The sequence below is a fragment of the Dehalococcoidia bacterium genome, assembly GCA_035574915.1.
Taxonomy (GTDB): Bacteria; Chloroflexota; Dehalococcoidia; order DSTF01; family WHTK01; genus DATLYJ01.
On record DATLYJ010000077.1, the window covers coordinates 1 to 15,010 of the forward strand.

Annotated in this window: 16 protein-coding genes; 5 read left to right on the top strand and 11 right to left on the bottom strand. The window is 68.0% G+C overall.

The annotated features are described in order from the left end of the window. Window positions 1-58: 58 nt before the first annotated feature. The gene (locus tag VNN10_07060) at window positions 59-2,221 is read right to left on the bottom strand and encodes an MMPL family transporter (protein HXH21771.1); all 2,163 of its coding nucleotides are present in this window, start codon (window positions 2,219-2,221) and stop codon (window positions 59-61) included. Window positions 2,222-2,318: 97 nt separating this feature from the next. On the opposite strand from VNN10_07060, the gene VNN10_07065 reads away from it, so the two are divergent. Further along, window positions 2,319-3,359, top strand: a complete 1,041-nt coding sequence (locus VNN10_07065) for an amidohydrolase family protein (GenBank protein HXH21772.1) — start codon at window positions 2,319-2,321, stop codon at window positions 3,357-3,359. Between the two features lie 20 nt (window positions 3,360-3,379). Here the strand turns inward: VNN10_07065 and hisB are convergent, their stop codons facing one another. The 5 genes from hisB to hisG are packed head-to-tail and all read right to left on the bottom strand — an operon-like array spanning window position 3,380 to window position 8,105. Then, complete coding sequence (gene hisB, locus VNN10_07070) at window positions 3,380-3,976, bottom strand: imidazoleglycerol-phosphate dehydratase HisB (GenBank protein HXH21773.1); 597 nt, start codon at window positions 3,974-3,976, stop codon at window positions 3,380-3,382. After that, window positions 3,973-5,139, bottom strand: a complete 1,167-nt coding sequence (gene hisC, locus VNN10_07075; protein ID HXH21774.1) for a histidinol-phosphate transaminase — start codon at window positions 5,137-5,139, stop codon at window positions 3,973-3,975. Before hisC ends, hisB begins: the two co-directional genes overlap by 4 nt. After that, the gene (gene hisD / locus VNN10_07080) at window positions 5,136-6,458 is read right to left on the bottom strand and encodes a histidinol dehydrogenase (GenBank protein ID HXH21775.1); all 1,323 of its coding nucleotides are present in this window, start codon (window positions 6,456-6,458) and stop codon (window positions 5,136-5,138) included. Before hisD ends, hisC begins: the two co-directional genes overlap by 4 nt. After that, window positions 6,455-7,207 (bottom strand): zinc dependent phospholipase C family protein, encoded by a 753-nt coding sequence (locus VNN10_07085; GenBank protein HXH21776.1) that lies wholly within the window; start codon window positions 7,205-7,207, stop codon window positions 6,455-6,457. Before VNN10_07085 ends, hisD begins: the two co-directional genes overlap by 4 nt. Before the next feature lie 22 nt (window positions 7,208-7,229). Further along, window positions 7,230-8,105, bottom strand: coding sequence for an ATP phosphoribosyltransferase (gene hisG, locus VNN10_07090; protein HXH21777.1), 876 nt, complete (start codon window positions 8,103-8,105; stop codon window positions 7,230-7,232). 155 nt (window positions 8,106-8,260) lie between these two features. Here hisG and VNN10_07095 point away from each other — a divergent pair, with 155 nt between their 5' ends. The 3 genes from VNN10_07095 to VNN10_07105 all read left to right on the top strand — a co-directional run bounded on the left by VNN10_07095 (window position 8,261) and on the right by VNN10_07105 (window position 10,653). After that, window positions 8,261-8,692, top strand: coding sequence for a DUF6328 family protein (locus VNN10_07095; protein HXH21778.1), 432 nt, complete (start codon window positions 8,261-8,263; stop codon window positions 8,690-8,692). A gap of 129 nt (window positions 8,693-8,821) precedes the next feature. Further along, the gene (locus tag VNN10_07100) at window positions 8,822-10,201 is read left to right on the top strand and encodes a nodulation protein NfeD (protein ID HXH21779.1); all 1,380 of its coding nucleotides are present in this window, start codon (window positions 8,822-8,824) and stop codon (window positions 10,199-10,201) included. Next, on the top strand, window positions 10,201-10,653 hold the full coding sequence (locus VNN10_07105) for an SRPBCC family protein (GenBank protein HXH21780.1): 453 nt from the start codon (window positions 10,201-10,203) through the stop codon (window positions 10,651-10,653). Before VNN10_07100 ends, VNN10_07105 begins: the two co-directional genes overlap by 1 nt. On the opposite strand, the gene VNN10_07110 is transcribed toward VNN10_07105, so the two are convergent. Continuing rightward, window positions 10,640-11,506 carry a biotin--[acetyl-CoA-carboxylase] ligase gene (locus VNN10_07110; GenBank protein HXH21781.1) on the bottom strand — a complete coding sequence of 289 codons (867 nt, stop codon included), beginning with the start codon at window positions 11,504-11,506 and terminating at the stop codon, window positions 10,640-10,642. The genes VNN10_07105 and VNN10_07110 overlap by 14 nt on opposite strands. Before the next feature lie 455 nt (window positions 11,507-11,961). Here VNN10_07110 and VNN10_07115 point away from each other — a divergent pair, with 455 nt between their 5' ends. Then, on the top strand, window positions 11,962-13,242 hold the full coding sequence (locus VNN10_07115; GenBank protein HXH21782.1) for an acyl-CoA dehydrogenase family protein: 1,281 nt from the start codon (window positions 11,962-11,964) through the stop codon (window positions 13,240-13,242). A 58-nt stretch (window positions 13,243-13,300) separates the two neighbouring features. On the opposite strand, the gene VNN10_07120 is transcribed toward VNN10_07115, so the two are convergent. The 4 genes from VNN10_07120 to VNN10_07135 all read right to left on the bottom strand — a co-directional run. Further along, window positions 13,301-13,711: a PIN domain-containing protein gene (locus tag VNN10_07120; GenBank protein ID HXH21783.1), complete on the bottom strand. Its 411-nt coding sequence runs from the start codon at window positions 13,709-13,711 to the stop codon at window positions 13,301-13,303. Next, entirely contained in the window at window positions 13,708-13,974 is a 267-nt protein-coding gene (locus VNN10_07125; GenBank protein ID HXH21784.1) for an AbrB/MazE/SpoVT family DNA-binding domain-containing protein, read from the bottom strand. The genes VNN10_07120 and VNN10_07125 overlap by 4 nt, the downstream gene beginning before the upstream one ends. Before the next feature lie 106 nt (window positions 13,975-14,080). Continuing rightward, window positions 14,081-14,791, bottom strand: coding sequence for an SUMF1/EgtB/PvdO family nonheme iron enzyme (locus VNN10_07130; protein ID HXH21785.1), 711 nt, complete (start codon window positions 14,789-14,791; stop codon window positions 14,081-14,083). Window positions 14,792-14,881: 90 nt separating this feature from the next. Continuing rightward, window positions 14,882-15,010 (bottom strand): YceI family protein (locus VNN10_07135; protein ID HXH21786.1); only part of this gene is annotated, 129 nt, incomplete at its 5' end.

Sequence of the window (15,010 nt, forward strand, 5' to 3'; positions counted from 1 at the left end):
CGCGTTATGTCGAGTCCCGCCCTGTTTCGAGACTCGCTCAGGCCACGGCTCCCCGCCCTCAGCTCGCCGCCTCCGCAACCGCGCCCTCCGGAGCCACGGCGGCCCCATCCACGTTCAGCTTCGGCAGCCGCCGCGCCAGCCAGCCCGGCATCCACCAGTTGAGGTCGCCCAGCAGCTCCATCGCCGCCGGCACCAGGACAAGGCGCACGACCGTCGCGTCGATGAAGATGGCGAAGGACAGCCCGAAGCCCATCAGCTTCATCACGCGCTCCCCGCCCAGTATGAAAGCGGCGAAGACACAGACCATGATCAGGGCCGCCGCCGAGATGACGCGGCCCGTCGCCGCTAGTCCGTCCGCCACCGCCTGCCGGTTGTCGCCGCAGCGGTCGTACTCTTCCCGCACCCTGGACAGCAGGAAGACCTCATAGTCCATGGACAGGCCGAACACGATGGCGAAGAGCATCATCGGCGCCCAGGCCTCGATGGGCCCCGACTTTCCCAGGCCAAAGAGGCTGCCGAGAAAGCCCCACTGGAAGATCGCCACCATGGCCCCAAAGGCCGCCCCGATGGACAGCAGGTTCATGACCACGGCCTTCACGGGCACCACGACGCTGTGGAAGACCATCATCAGCAGCAGGAAGGACAGCAACAGAACGGCGCCGAAGAACAGGGGCAGCCGGCTGGCGATGTAGTCCGCGAAGTCCACCACGATCGGTGGTCCGCCCGAGGTGTATATCTGCAGGCCCGTCGAGGTGGCCACCGGTGGCAATGTTTCCTCGCGCAACCTGTGCACTAGCTCCGACGTCTCCTTGTCCTGCGGCGCCGAGGCTGCGAAGAGGTTAATGATTGCCAGGCGGGCGTCCGGCAGGATTAGGGGCTCCGCGACCGAGGCAACGCCCTCGGTCGCTCTTAGCGCTCTCGTTAGCTCCTGCACCTTCGGCGCGTCCGCCGCACCCTCCGGCAAGTCCGCGATGATCAGGAAGGGCGAGTTGAAACCGGGCCCGAAGCCCTCCGACAGGAGGTCGTAGGCCCGGCGCGTGGTGTCCTTCTCCTGGCGGTTGCCGGCGTCGCCGAACCCTAACCGTAACGCGAAGACGGGCGACGCCAGGGCCACGAGCAGCGCAGTGCTGAGGAGCAGCGCTGGCCAGGGATGAGCCTGGACGACGCGGCTCCAGCGGTACCAGAAGTGTTCCGAAGCTTCACGTTCGGCGCTCCTGTGGGGCAGGCCCAGCCTGTCGATGCCGCGTCCGACGAAGCCCAGCAGCGCCGGCAGCAGGGTCACGGCGGCCAGCATGGTCATGAGGACCGCCAGCACCGCCGACACCGACAGGCTGCGCATGAAGTCCATGTTCATCATGAAAATGCCGAGCAGCGAGATCACGACCGTCATGCCCGCGAAGACCACTGCCCGGCCCGAGGTGTCGAGCGCCAGGGCGATCGCCTGCCGCGGCTCGAGGCCGTCGCGCAGGCCGTGGCGATAGCGCGTGACGATGAGCAGCGCGTAGTCGATCCCGACACCGATGCCGATCATCGCCGCGACCTGCGTGGTGAAGTCCGGCACCGCCAGCACCCGCGTCAAGAGGCCGATGAGGGCTGCACCACTTCCGATCCCGCACAGCGCCGTGACGATCGGCAGTCCCATCGCCAGCACGGACCCGAAGGCCACGAGCAGGATGATCATCGCTGCGACGATACCGACGACCTCACTCGCGAACTCAGGCCGGTCGGCGAAAATGTCGCCGCCCAGTTCGATGCGCAAGCCGGGCACGTCCACGTCCCGCGCCAGAGCCTCGACCGTCTCCGCGTCGGCCTGGAAGGCCTCCCGCTCCCGCATCGAGAGGTTGAGCTCCGCGTAGGCGATGCGGCCGTCCGCCGAGATCTGGTAGGCGTTCTGCGGCTCGTAGGGGCTGATCAGCTCCTCTTCATCCAGCGCCTCGCGCACACGGGCGAAAAGGTCCTCCATCGCCCTGCGCACCGCCGGGTCGTTGACCCCCTGCTCCGCCGCGAAGACGATCTGGCCGGAGAAGCCGCTGCGCTGAGCCAGGCCCCTCTCCTCCATCAGGTCCAGCGCCCGCGCGCTCTCCGAGTCCGGCAGCTCGAACACGGTCCGGTACTCCCCTGACAGCGCCGCGCAGGCGCCGATCGCCGTGGCCAGCAGCGCTAACCAGGCGATCACGACCAGGCGCCGGTTGCGGTAGCAGGTATCGGCCAGCCCTCTCATCCGCTTTCCTCCTGGGACCCCACTAACCTCTGCCCCTGTTGAGGTTACACCGTCTCGTGACGAAATTCACACAGAGGCCTGCTGTACAGTTGCGGGTGTGACCATCGACGTCCACGCCCACGTCGTCCCCGAACGCTTCCCGCCACATCCCCCCGGCGCCGACGAGCGCTGGCCGGAGATGGACCACTTCGAGCCGGGGCGCGCCCGCGTAATGATCGCCGGGCGGAACTTCCGCACCGTGACAGAGGGGGTTTGGAGCGCCACCCGCCGCATTGAAGACATGGACCGCGAGGGGGTCGACGTCCAGGTCCTCTCGCCCATGCCCGAGCTTCTCTCCTACTGGCTCCCGCTCGAGGACAGCCGCGTCCTGGCGGAGCACGTGAACGACTACATCACCCGCATGGTCGAGGCCTCCCCTGGCCGCTTCCATGGCCTCGGCATGGTGCGGCTACAGGACCCGGACGCCGCCGCACTCGATCTGGAAGGGGTCCGCGCGCGTCGCCTCGCCGGCATCGAGGTCGGCTCGAACGTCCTCGGCCGCTCTCTTGGCGACCCGCGCTTTCTCGACTTCTGGAAGGCGGTCGAGCGCGCCGGACTCGCGGTCTTCGTCCACGCGCTGCACCCCACCATGCGCGACCGCTTCGTCGGCCCGGAGCAGGTGGTAAATGCTGTCGGCTTCCCCCACGACACCGGCCTCACGATCGCTTCTCTGATCAGCGGCGGCACCCTGCAGGCCTGCCCGGGCCTGCGCATGGCCTTCAGTCACGGTGGCGGCAGCTTCCCCTTCGTCCTGCCGCGGCTCGAAAACGCCTGGAGCGGGGCCTGGAACGAGGGCGAGCCGCTCGTACCCGGCGCCGCGCCGAGCGAGCTCCGCCAGGCGCTGCCGGAGTCGCCCTCTACCTATGCGCGGCGCCTTTACTACGACACCCTGCTCTTCGACCGCCGGGCCATCCGTTATCTCCTGGACATCATGGGCGCATCGCAGCTCGTGATCGGCACCGACTACCCTTTCTTCCCCCGCGAGCAGCCGGTCGGCGCTACCGTCCGCTCCCTCGGCCTCGACGCCACAACCCTGGGCGCGGTCGAGACGGCGAACGCCCTCCGCTTCCTGGGCATCGCGCCCGCGGCGCAGGGCTAATCTGAGGCCGGGGGGCGGATCTAGCCGAGGGTCCCCTTCGTGCTCGGCGTCTGGCCGGCGCGCCGCGGCTCCAGGCGGGTCGCGATGGAGAGCGCCCTTCCCAGCGCCTTGAAGATGACCTCGGCCTTGTGGTGGTCGTTGACGCCGGAGAGGAGGCGGACGTTGAGGTTGAACTTCCCTTCGAGCGCCAGCGACTGCAGCAGGTGCTCGATGAGGTCGCACGGCAGTTCCCCCACCTGCTCCCCCGTCCACCGCACCGCGAGCGAAGCGTATCCCCTGCCCGACACGTCCACGGCTACCTGCGCCAGCGCCTCATCCAGCGGCACCAGGGCGTCGCCCATGCGCGTGATGCCGGCTCCCTCGCCAATCGCCCCGAGGAACGCCCGGCCCAGCGCGATCGCCGTGTCCTCCACCGTGTGGTGCGGGTCGACGTGGAGGTCGCCCTTTGCCACTAGCGTTATGTCAAATATGCCGTGACGCGCCAGCTGCTCGACGAGGTGGTCCAGCATGCCGATGCCCGTCGAGACCTCGGCGTGGCCGCTGCCGTCGAGGTCCCACGCGGCCTCGATGGCCGTCTCGCGCGTCTCGCGCCGGTACGTCGCCCTGCGTTCGCTCAAGGGGTCGACCCTCTCTCTGACGGCGCCTGGCCGCCAGGCCCCTCGGCTCGCCCGATCTCCCTCAGCGCCTCGATCAGTCTGTCCGTGTGCTCGGGCTTGCCGACGCTGATCCGGATGTAGTTCCGCAGCAACGGCGTATCGAAGTATCGGATCATGATGCCCTGGGCCGCCAGCTTTTCCTTCACCAGCCCGGCCTCGATGCCCGCGACGCGGCAGAGGATGAAGTTGGCCCGCGTCGGCACCGGCTCCAACCATGGCAGCTCCGCGAGCCTGCCCGCCAGCCTCTCGCGCTCGTCCACGATCCTCCTCACGTTGGCCAGCAGCCAGTCACGGTCCTGCAGGCTCGCCAGGGCCGCCGTCTCTGCCGCGACGCTCACGCTGTAAGGCTGCTTTGCCTTCATGGCGACCGCGATAATCTCGGGCGACGCCACCATGTAGCCGACGCGGAGGCCGGCCAGGCCCGCCCATTTGCTCAGCGTCCGCAGCACCATCAGGTTCGGGTAACGCGGCACGAGATCCACGAAGCTCTCACCCGCGAACTCCGCGTAGGCCTCGTCGACGACGACCGGCCGTCCGCCCTCGAGGAGGACCGCTAGCTCCTCGCTCGAAAGCGGCGTGCCGCTCGGGTTGTTCGGGGAGACCACGAAAATAAGGCGCGCCTTGCGCGCCTGCGCGGCGAAGCCGTCCAGGCGCAGCGAGAAGTCCGGCCGCCGCGGCAGGTTGATGACCCGCGCGCCCTGCACTTCCGCGGCGAAGGCGTACATCCCGAACGTGGGAGGGAAGTTCAGGACCGCCTCGCCTGGCGCCACGAACATCCGCGTCACGAGGTCGATCAGTTCGTCGCTGCCCGCCCCGGCGACTATGTTCTCCGGCCCCAGGCCCACGTAGTCCGCCAGAGCCGCCCTCAGGTCGCGCTGGTCCGGGTCGGGATAGATGTTGTAGCCACGCTCCTTAGCCAGCGCCTCCAGCGCCCGCGGCGAGGGCCCGTAGGGGTTCTCGTTCCCATCGAGCTTGACGATCGTCTCGACGGGCACGCCGATGCGCTTCGCCAGCACCTCCGGCGGCTCGATGGGCACGTAGCCCGGGATCTCCAGGAGGTGCGGCTGCACCCACTCGCGCAGCCAGTCCCCGGCCGCCGCCTGCCGGCGCGCGGGGCCGCTCACTTCGGCAGCCTTTCCTCGATGGCGCGCGCATGGCCCTCCAGTCCCTCGGCGTAAGCGATACGGGCTCCGGGCGGCCCCAGGCGGACTACGTCCTCGTCGCGGATCTCCATGACCGTGCTGAACTTGAGGAAGTCCAGCACGCTCAGCGGCGAGGCGAAGCGCGCCGCGCCTCCCGTTGGCATCACGTGGCTTGGGCCGCCGGTATAGTCCCCGATAGCCTCCGGGCTGCTCTCGCCGATGAAGATTCCGCCCGCATTCTTCACCAGGCCAGCAAGCCTGCGGGCGTCTCGCGCCAGGATGCAGAGGTGCTCGGGGGCGAACTCGCTCGCCAGCGCCACTGCCTCCTCCATGCTCGCGGCCACCACCGCCCCGCCCTGGTTTTCGATCGCAGTCCGGGCGACGTTGCCCCGAGGCAAGTCGGCCACGCGCTTCTCGATCTCGTACAGAACCTGCTCCGCCAGCGGCTTCGAGTCCGTGATCAGCAGCGGCGTCGCCATCTCGTCGTGCTCCGCCTGCGCGATCATGTCGACCGCGCACAGCACTGGGTCTGCGTCCCCGTCGGCGACGACGACCGTCTCGGTCGGCCCGTAGATCGAGTCAATCCCGACGTCCCCGAAGACCTCCCGCTTGGCCAGGGTCACGAAGATGTTCCCCGGGCCCACGATCTTGTCCACCCGCGGGATCGTCTCCGTCCCGTAGGCCAGGGCTGCGATTGCCTGGGCCCCGCTGGCCATGAACACGCGGTCCACGCCGGCGATCGCCGCCGCCGCGAGCTTCACCGCCGGGACGCGGCCGCTGCGGTCGGCCGGGCTGACCATTACGAGCGCGCCCACGCCCGCTACCTTCGCCGGCACGAGGGTGTGGAGCACGGAGGACGGATAGACGGGGAATGTGCCCGGCACATAGAAGCCGACGGTCTCGAGCGGCCGTACGCGCACGCCGAGGCCGTCCTCCTCGTACGAGGTCATCAGCCGCCGCGCCTGCCCCTCGTGGTAGCGCCGGACACGCTCCGCCGCGAACTCGAGGGCTTCGCGCAGGTCAGCCGGTATCTCCGCGAGTGCGCGCTCGACCTCCTCGCGCGGCACTTCCAGCGCCCGGTGTGGCACGCCGTCGAAGGCCTCGCAGTAGCGCCGGACGGCGGCGTCGCCCTCCAGGCGCACTTCGCGGACGATGCGCCGCACCGCCTCCGCTGCCGAGACCTCGGCCCCCATGACCTCGGCCGTGCGCTTCCGCGCCGCCGGTGACAGCTCGGCCTCGCTCGCGGGACGGCGCCGCAGGATCGTGCGCCGAGCCTCCTCTGCCCCGACGACAAGCCTCACTGGAGGTAGCCCCTTAGCTGATCCCGGGCTCGGGCCAGCGCGCCGTCCAGGTAGGCCTGCACGCGGTCCCAGCCGACGTGGTCGACCGTCTCCTGGAGGATCGAGGGCACTTCCGCCATGAACGCTTCCAGGTGCTCGGGCTCCGTAACGCCATAGGCGCTGAGGTGGCGGCTTGCCACGTTGCGGAAGCGCTCCCATGTCGGCGGCGCCCGCAGGAAGTCCAGGTTCACCTCCCGCCAGCGCCGCAGCGTGTCGATGTCGATGAAGCCCACCGTGACTTCGAGCGCCGTCGCTGCGATGTCTGCCTTCATGGCCTCGATGGTCTCGCGGTCCTCGCGCTGCCGGCGGTCCATCTCGAACTGGATTACGCGGTCCATGACGTTCGCCCGCTCGCTCCCGGCCAGCACCGACCGCTCCCCGAACAGCGGCCGGTAAACCTCTGAGATCCAGCCCTCGTCCAGGACGAGGTGGGTGATGTAGCCGGCGAGAAACGAGGCCGTCGCCGCGCTGACCTTGGCCCGGTCGGCGAGCTCGGGGAAGGCGGCAAACATCGCCGCCACGCTGTCCTGGTGGCCGAAGTTGTTCAGGTCGAAGAAGTGCGTCCGCTCCCGCTCCCAGCGCGTGACGGCGCGGATGTCCGGCGCCGTCGATCCCAGGTAGTAGGCGCCGCGGTCCGCCTCGATTTCCGCGAGGCGCAGCCCGTCGGCGATCGTCTTTGCCAGCGACATGTGCAGGACGGGAGGAGGCATCGTTCGAACTCGGGGCCCGCGGCTACTCGATGATCTTGTTCAGCGGATACTCGACGATTCCATGGGCGCCAGCCTTCTTAAGCCTGGGCACGATCACCTTCACGAGGTCCTCGTCCACGATCGTCGTGACGTCTACCCAGCCGGGATCGGACAGCGAGGCTACAGTGGGTTTGTCGAGCGCGGGCAGGATGGCCAGAACGGCGTCGAGGTCGGCGCGCCGGACGTTCATGGACAGCCACACCTTGCCCTCCGCCGCCAGCGCTCCCTTGAGCATCAGCGCCAGGTCCTCGATCTTCTGGCGCTTCCAGTCATCGAGGAGGGCTGCCCGGCTGGCGATGAGCCGCGGCCGGCTCTCGATTACCGTCTCGATGATCCGCAGGCCGTTGGCGCGGATCGAGCTCCCCGTGATCGTCGACTCCATGATCGCGTCCGCGAGCAAGGGCACCTTGACCTCCGTCGCGCCGTAGGAGTACTCGACGAGGGCTTTGATGCCGCGCTGCTCGAGATAGTCGCGCGTGACCTGCACCAGCTCCGTCGCGATCCGCTTGCCCTCGAGGTCCCGGACGTCGCGGATCGGCGAGCTTTCCGGCACGCACAGGACCCAGCGCGTGTAGAAGCCGCTGGTCCGCGAGACTACCTCCAGGACTTCGGTGACCTCCGCCCGCGCCTCGCGGATCAGGTCCAGGCCCGTGAAGCCGACGTCTATGAGGCCGTCCTGCACGTAGCGCGGCTGCTCCTGCGGCCTCACCAGCAGGCAGTCGATCTCGTCGTCATCTATGGACGGGAAGTAGGAGCGGCCGGAGACCGCGATGTTGTAGCCGGCCTTGGCGAACAGGTCGATCGTGGCCTGCTGCATGTTGCCGTTGGGGATCGCCAGCCGGAGCCTTCGCTTTTCCACTGTTGCCAAAGCCAAAAGAGCGGGATCGGGCCTCAAACAAAGATGCCCTTCCGTTATGCGAAGGGCAACGCGACCCGGCAGGTGAATTCTATCCTAGCGTCAAACGGGCGTCCAACATCTCGCACCGCAGCACTCCGCCCAAGGGAGGGAACACCATGGCCGATACCGAGAGCGCCGAACGCGACCAGATCATCGAGAGCTATCGCGACATCCTCACGGAGTTGCGTCTCCTCACCACGGTCTCGGCCCTGATGTTCGGCTTCCTGCTCACGGCGCAGAGTCTTGCCGAAGGGCGGATCCAGGAGTGGCTGTACGGCGTCGCCCTGGTGCTCATCGCCAGCGCCACCGCCGTGTTCGTCATGCCCGTGGTCTACCACCGCGTGCAGTACCCGTACCACAACTGGGAGAAGTTCCAGGTCAGGAGCCATTTCTTCATCCTCTGCGGCACGCCGTTGCTTGCCGCCGGCGGTTACCTGGGGATGGCTCTGGCCCTCTGGCCCCGCTGGGAGGCCGTTTCGCTCGCCGTAGCGGCCCTTCCGCTGTTGGTGGCCACCCTCGTGTACCTCCTGCGCCGCCAGCTCTCGTAGAGGCGTCACATGACCGCCCTCGAGGCGAGGGGCCCGGCCCGCGCCGGCGAATGCGATGCCGGCTTGCAGGGAGTGAGGGTTTCCGCTGCGCCACAACGGCAGCCTCTTAATCGACCTATAATTCGGATCATGCAGCGGTTGCTCCGGCGCCCGGCCCTGATCACCGGCCTCCTCCTGGTCCTGGCCGGCCTCGCGGCCGCCTGCGCCAGCGAGAAGCCGGCCGGCCGCGTGCACGTGCTGACCTGGAAAGACAACGTCAACCCGGTCATGGAGCGCTACATCGACCGGGGCATCGACACGGCCGAGAAGTCAGACGCCGTCGCCGTCGTGATCAGGCTCGACACTCCGGGTGGCCTCGACAGCGCCATGCGCGACATCGTCCAGCGCATCGAGGCCGCGAGCGTGCCCGTGATCGTCTACGTCTCGCCCTCAGGCGGCCGCGCGGCCTCGGCCGGCACCTTCATCACGATGGCCGGCCACATCGCCGCCATGGCGCCGAATACGTCCATCGGCGCCGCGACGCCGATCAACGCCGACGGCGGCGATATCGAGGGCGCCCTCGGCCGCAAGGTGATCAACGATGCCGTGTCCTACATCCGCGGCATCGCCGAGCTCCGTGGCCGCAACGCCGACTGGGCAGAGTCCGCCGTGCGCGACGCCGCATCCATCAACCAGACCCAGGCCGTAGAACTGAACGTCGTCGACTACGTCGCCACCGGGCTCACGGACCTGCTCAGCAAGGCCAACGGGCGCGTGGTCCAGGTCCAGGACGCCGCCGGCGGCCTGCGCCCGGTGACCATCAACACCGCCCAGGCCCGCATCTACGAGAACGACCCCAACATCTTCGAGACCGTCCTCAACATCATCGCCACCCCGGACATCGCCTTCCTTCTGCTGAGCCTCGGCGGCGCCTTCCTCCTGTTCGAGGTCTTCAACCCCAACATCCTCGGCGGCGTCGTCGGCGTGATCTGCCTCATGCTCGGCTTTTTCGCCCTTGGCGCCCTGCCGACCAACTGGGCCGGCGTCGCCCTGATCCTGTTCGGCTTCATCCTCATCGGCTCGGAGCTCTTCGTCTCCGGCTTCGGCATCCTGGGGATCGGAGGCGTCGTGTCCCTCATCTTCGGCGGCCTCATCCTCACCGGCAGCAGCGAGACCGGTTTCCAGGTCTCACGCTGGCTCGTGATCAGCATGGGCGTGGTCATCGGCGGCACCTTGGTGTTGTTCCTCGGCGCCATCGTCCGCGCCCGCAAGATGCCGACGCTCTCCGGCAACGAGCGCCTCATCGGGGCCCGCGGACGCGTGCATTCGCGTCTCAATCCTCTGGGCTACGTCTACGTCGAAGGAGAGCGCTGGGAGGCCATCGCGGAGGACCCGCCGCTGGGCGAGGACACCCCTGTCATCGTTACCGGCAAGGAAGGACTGCGCCTCAAGGTGAAGCGCGACCCGGCCTCGATACCGCTCCTGCCGCCCGCGGGCGGCTCGCAGCCCCCCACCGGCGCTCGCGTATAGTGGCGCGCATCGAGCTGCGGCGCCCGATAGGGGCGCCGCCGGAACGCGTCTGGGAGATAATCACCGACCTCTCCGGCCAGGTGCGCTGGATGGAAGACATCCACAGCCTCCAGGTCACGTCGCCTCAGACGAGCGGCGCGGGGACCGTCATCAGGGCCAGGTCGAAGCTGTTCGGCCTTCCGGTCCTCCGCGACGTGATGGAGGTCGTGACCTGGGACGAGGCGCGCGAGCTCAAAGTGGTCCACAAAGGCGCCTTCACGGGGTGGGGCGCCTTCCGTCTGGAGCCTCACTCGAGCGGCACGCTGTTCGTGTGGGAGGAGGAATTCGACCCGCCCTTCGGACGTCTCGGCGAGCTCCTCGCCCGCCTCATCGTCGCCCCGCACCTGCGGCGCGTCTGGGGCCGTTCGATGGACAACGTGCGCCGCCTGGCTGAGGCCCCTACGCCGGCCTGACACGCACGTCACCGGCTTCTACCCGCCGGGTGCGTCCGTCCTCGAGCGCTACCAGCAGCGCGCCATCGTCCTCGACGTCTACGGCCCGTCCCTGGAAGGCGCCGTCCGGCGTCGACACCGTCACATCCTGCCCCAGAGTCACCAGCCTGGACTTCCAGTCCTCGAACGGCCCCCGGCTGCCCGAAAGCGCCTCTTCGTAAAGCGGCTCGAATTCGTTGCAGATCGCGGCCAGAAGCTCCTCCCGCGGCAACTCGAGGCCAGTCGCGTCCTTGAGGCTGGTCGCGAGGCCGGCTATCTCCTCGAACCGCGCCGTCTCGAGGTTCACGTTGACGCCCACGCCCACCAGCGCCACCACGCGCTCCGGTGCGTGCTCGGTCTCGATCAGCACGCCGGCTACCTTCTTGCCGCGGATCTGTACGTCATTCGGCCACTTGAGGTCCGGGACGACGGGCACGCCCTTCTGCTTGCTGAACGACTCTATGGCCTTCGCCACCGCCAGGGGCGTGACGTAAGCCAGCGGGCGCAGGCGCTGCGGCGGCGGGAACAGCAGCAGGGTGAAGTACAAGTTCACGTCGGGCGGCGACACCCAGCTACGGCCGGCCCGGCCGCGCCCCGCGCTCTGCGATTCCGCCAGCACGAGCGCTCCTTGCGGCAGGTTGATGCGCTCCAGCATCCGCCGCGCGTCGTCCATGGTCGACTCGCTGATCGGGCGATAGATGAAGCGCCGGCCGACGTAGTCGGTGTGCAGGTGCCACTGGAAGTAAGGCTTGGAGAAGATGGGAAGCTGGTCCCCGAACTGATAGTCGATCATCCAGCGGAACGGCGGCCGCTGTGGCTGTTCTTGCTGCACCATTGCGTCGATTCTAGGCGATCAGCGGCCGTTCAGGCTCGCCCTGTAGAAAGCAGACCGCCCCGGCGTATGCCAGGGCGGTCCTTGTCTCCGCTGCGAATTAGCGGAAGTCGAAGTTGCTAGACCAGAGTCTTGGCCTAGCCCACCTAATAACTAGGCGGAATAACCTCCCATAGTTAGTAGGCGGATGGCCTAGTCTCCAGTCTGCAACGTTGGTGGTCCATCCGCATCACCTCCTTTCCTGCCGCCGATAGTAGCAGCGCCGGATCAACCCCGTCAACGCTGGCTGCATGAAGCGAATCCATCCGCCAGCCCCCCGTTCCCGCCACGCTGCTCCCCGCCCTCTCCTGGTGGTGCGCACGTGTGCCCGGGAACGTGCTATCCGGCCCTGTCGCGTATGGTACGCGTCCGTATAATGAGCCCGAAAAATCTACGCAAACCGCTAGAAGGAACATCCATTGAGGCTCAAGGACTCACCTGAAGAGGCCGCCTGGCGCGCAGAGGTCAGGGACTTCATCAAGAACGAAATGCCGCCCGAGCTTCGGGCCGGCGGTGGTGGCTTCGGCGGCGGCGGCGGCGCCGAGGGCGGCCCGCCGGAAGCTGCGGGCGAGAGCGCCCAGCCTGGAGCCCGCCGGCCAGAAGCCCGCGCCGGCGGCGCTGGCTTCCGCCTGGCCACCGGCCCCATGGCCACCTGGCGCCGGAAGCTCGCTGAGAGGGGCTGGATCGCGCCCGCGTGGCCGAAGGAGTACGGCGGCGCTGACCTGTCGATCATGCAGCAGTTCATCCTCAGCGAGGAGTTCGCCGAAGCCCGCGCGCCCCGTCCCGGCGGCATGGGCATCTCCATGGCTGGCCCGACGATCATCGTGCACGGCTCCGAGGAGCAGAAGGCCGAGTACCTGCCGAAGATCCTCGACGGCACCACCCAGTGGTGTCAGGGCTTCTCCGAGCCCGGCGCCGGCTCCGACCTCGCTTCCCTCCAGACCCGGGCAGTCAAGGACGGGGACGAGTTCGTGATCAACGGCACCAAGATCTGGACCACCGGCGCCCAGTTCGCCAACATGATGTTCATGATGGCGCGCACCGACCCGGACGCGCCCAAGCACCGTGGCATCACTTACTTCCTCGTAGACATGAAGACCCCCGGGATCACCGTACAGCCGCTCGTGCAGATGACCGGCGCCCAGGGCTTCAACCAGGTCTTTTTCGACAACGTCCGCGTCCCCGCCAAGAACGTCGTCGGCGAGGTCAACCGCGGCTGGTACGTGGGTACCACGACGCTTGACTATGAGCGGTCCGGCATCGGCTCCGCTGTCGGCACCAGGCAGAACGTCGAGCGCATGATCCGCTGGGCGAAGGAGAACGTCGCCGCCGGCTTCTCGATGCTCGACCGCAACCCCCTCGTCCGCCTCGAGCTCGCCGACCGGCTCATCGAGGCGCACGTCGCAAAGATGCTTTCGTATCGGGTCGTGCACATGCAGAACGTCGGCATGATCCCCAACCACGAGGCATCGATGGCAAAGCTCTTCTCCTCGGAGCTGGGCCAGCGCATCTCGCGCACGGGGATGAAGATGATCGGCCTCTACGGCATGTCCTGGGACCGCCAGTCGGCTTACTCGCCGAACCGCGGCCAGTACTCGATCGGTTACGTCTCCAGCGTCGCCGGCACCATCGCTGGCGGCACCAGCGAGATCCAGCGCAACGTCATCGCCCAGCGCGGCCTCGGACTCCCGCGCGACTAGCCCCTGAGCATCCCGCGCCAGGAAGGGAGGCCGGACTCTGCTCCGGCCTCCCTTCTCTTCAGGCTGGCTCCACCCGGACTACACCGGCTATCCGGTCGAACCCCCTGTCGTGGCTGACTATGGCGTCGACCATGCCGGACTCGAACTTCGCCACAGTGAGGCAGTCTTCAAAGTCGAGCCTTGTCGCCTCGTACAGCGCCAGGGCTCGGGCCACGACTGGGCGCTCGGGCACGCGCAAGCCGCGCAGCGAGACATAGGGGGCAAGGGCGCGGGCGATCTTCGCCCTCTCAAACCCGTAATGCCGAGGCGAAGCCAGCACGAACACGATTTCCGCGAGCACGGCTTCTGAAGTCGTGGCTTCGGCTCGCCCGGCCGCTAGCTCGCGGAAGAGGCGTTCGCAGGCAGCTGCTTTCGGCGGGTCATCGCCGGTAAGCGCTCGGATAAAGATGTCCGCGTCCAGGAACCTCACTGCCGAATTAGCTTCTTCCGGTCTCGCTCGACCTTCTCTTCTTTGGCTTCTCGAATCGCCTTATCGATGTCCTTGATTGGTCTCCTGGGCCTCAGGGAACCGAAAGTCTCCTCCAGAGTCATCTCCGGGCGCTTGACCTGAACCTGGTCGTCACTGATCTCAAAGATCACCTGGTCACGCGGCTTCAACCGCCAACGCCGCCTGACCTCCGCTGGCAAAGTCACCTGCCCCCGCTGCGTAATGCTGACATACACCCGCTTCATTGAAGACCCCGTTCTCCTTGAGGGACTGTGTCCTCAATGATACAGGGACAAGTGGTTCCGTGCTCTAGCCCTGCATACCCGGTCGCCGGGCGTCTTCGCCGCTGCGCTACGCGTCCGCATAGACGCGGAAGCCGTAGTCGTTGTACTCGAAGCTCGGGTCCAGGCTCGACCGGGCGCTGCAGCGGTTGAACTTGACCTGGTGGCGCCAGGCGCCGCCCCGGCTCGCCCGCCTGCGGCCCGCTGGCGGCCCCATCGGCGACTCCGGCGGCGACCGCTCATAGTAGGACGCGTCGTACCAGTCGCTGCACCACTCATGCACGTTGTCCGCCATGCACAGGAGACCGTAGGCGTTGGCACAGGCCTCAGAGGGCACGTGCGTCCGTTCCAGGACCGCCACCTCCGCCAGCCCGCTCCGGCGTTCCGGCGGCTCGCTGCCCCACGGCCAGTCCGCCCGCTCTATGCCGCCGCGGCAGGCGAACTCCCTCTCCGCCTCCGTCGGCAGGCGAAACCGCAGGCCGGTCTCCGCGGCCAGCCACGCGCAGTAAGCGGCCGCGTCGAACCACGTGACGCCAACCACGGGGTCTGCCGGCGCATTGAAGCGCGGGTCGGCCCAGAACCTCGGTGGCTGTCGGCCCGTGGCGCGCAGGAAGGCGGCGTACTCCTGGTTGGACACCGGCGTCCTCGCGGCCTGGAAAGGCCCGATCGTGACGCGGTGGGCTGGCCTCTCGTCCGGCCTGCCCCGGTCGTCACCCATGAGAAACGTGCCGCCAGGCAAGGGGACCAGCGAAGGCAGGAGGATCCCGGTCAGGGCTGCCACGCCGACATTCTGCCAGCGCGGCGCCAGGCCGTAAACGCGCTGGCGGGACCGCCCGGCCCCGCCAGCTCCCGCCTTCCGCGACGACTCGCTTTACTCTCGGACCGCCTCGATGTGCAGGACGACGCTGACGCGGTCGCCGACCACCACCGTGCCCGACTCCAGCACCGCGTTCCACTTCAGGCCGAACTCCTTGCGGCTGATTGCCGTCTCCGCCGTGAA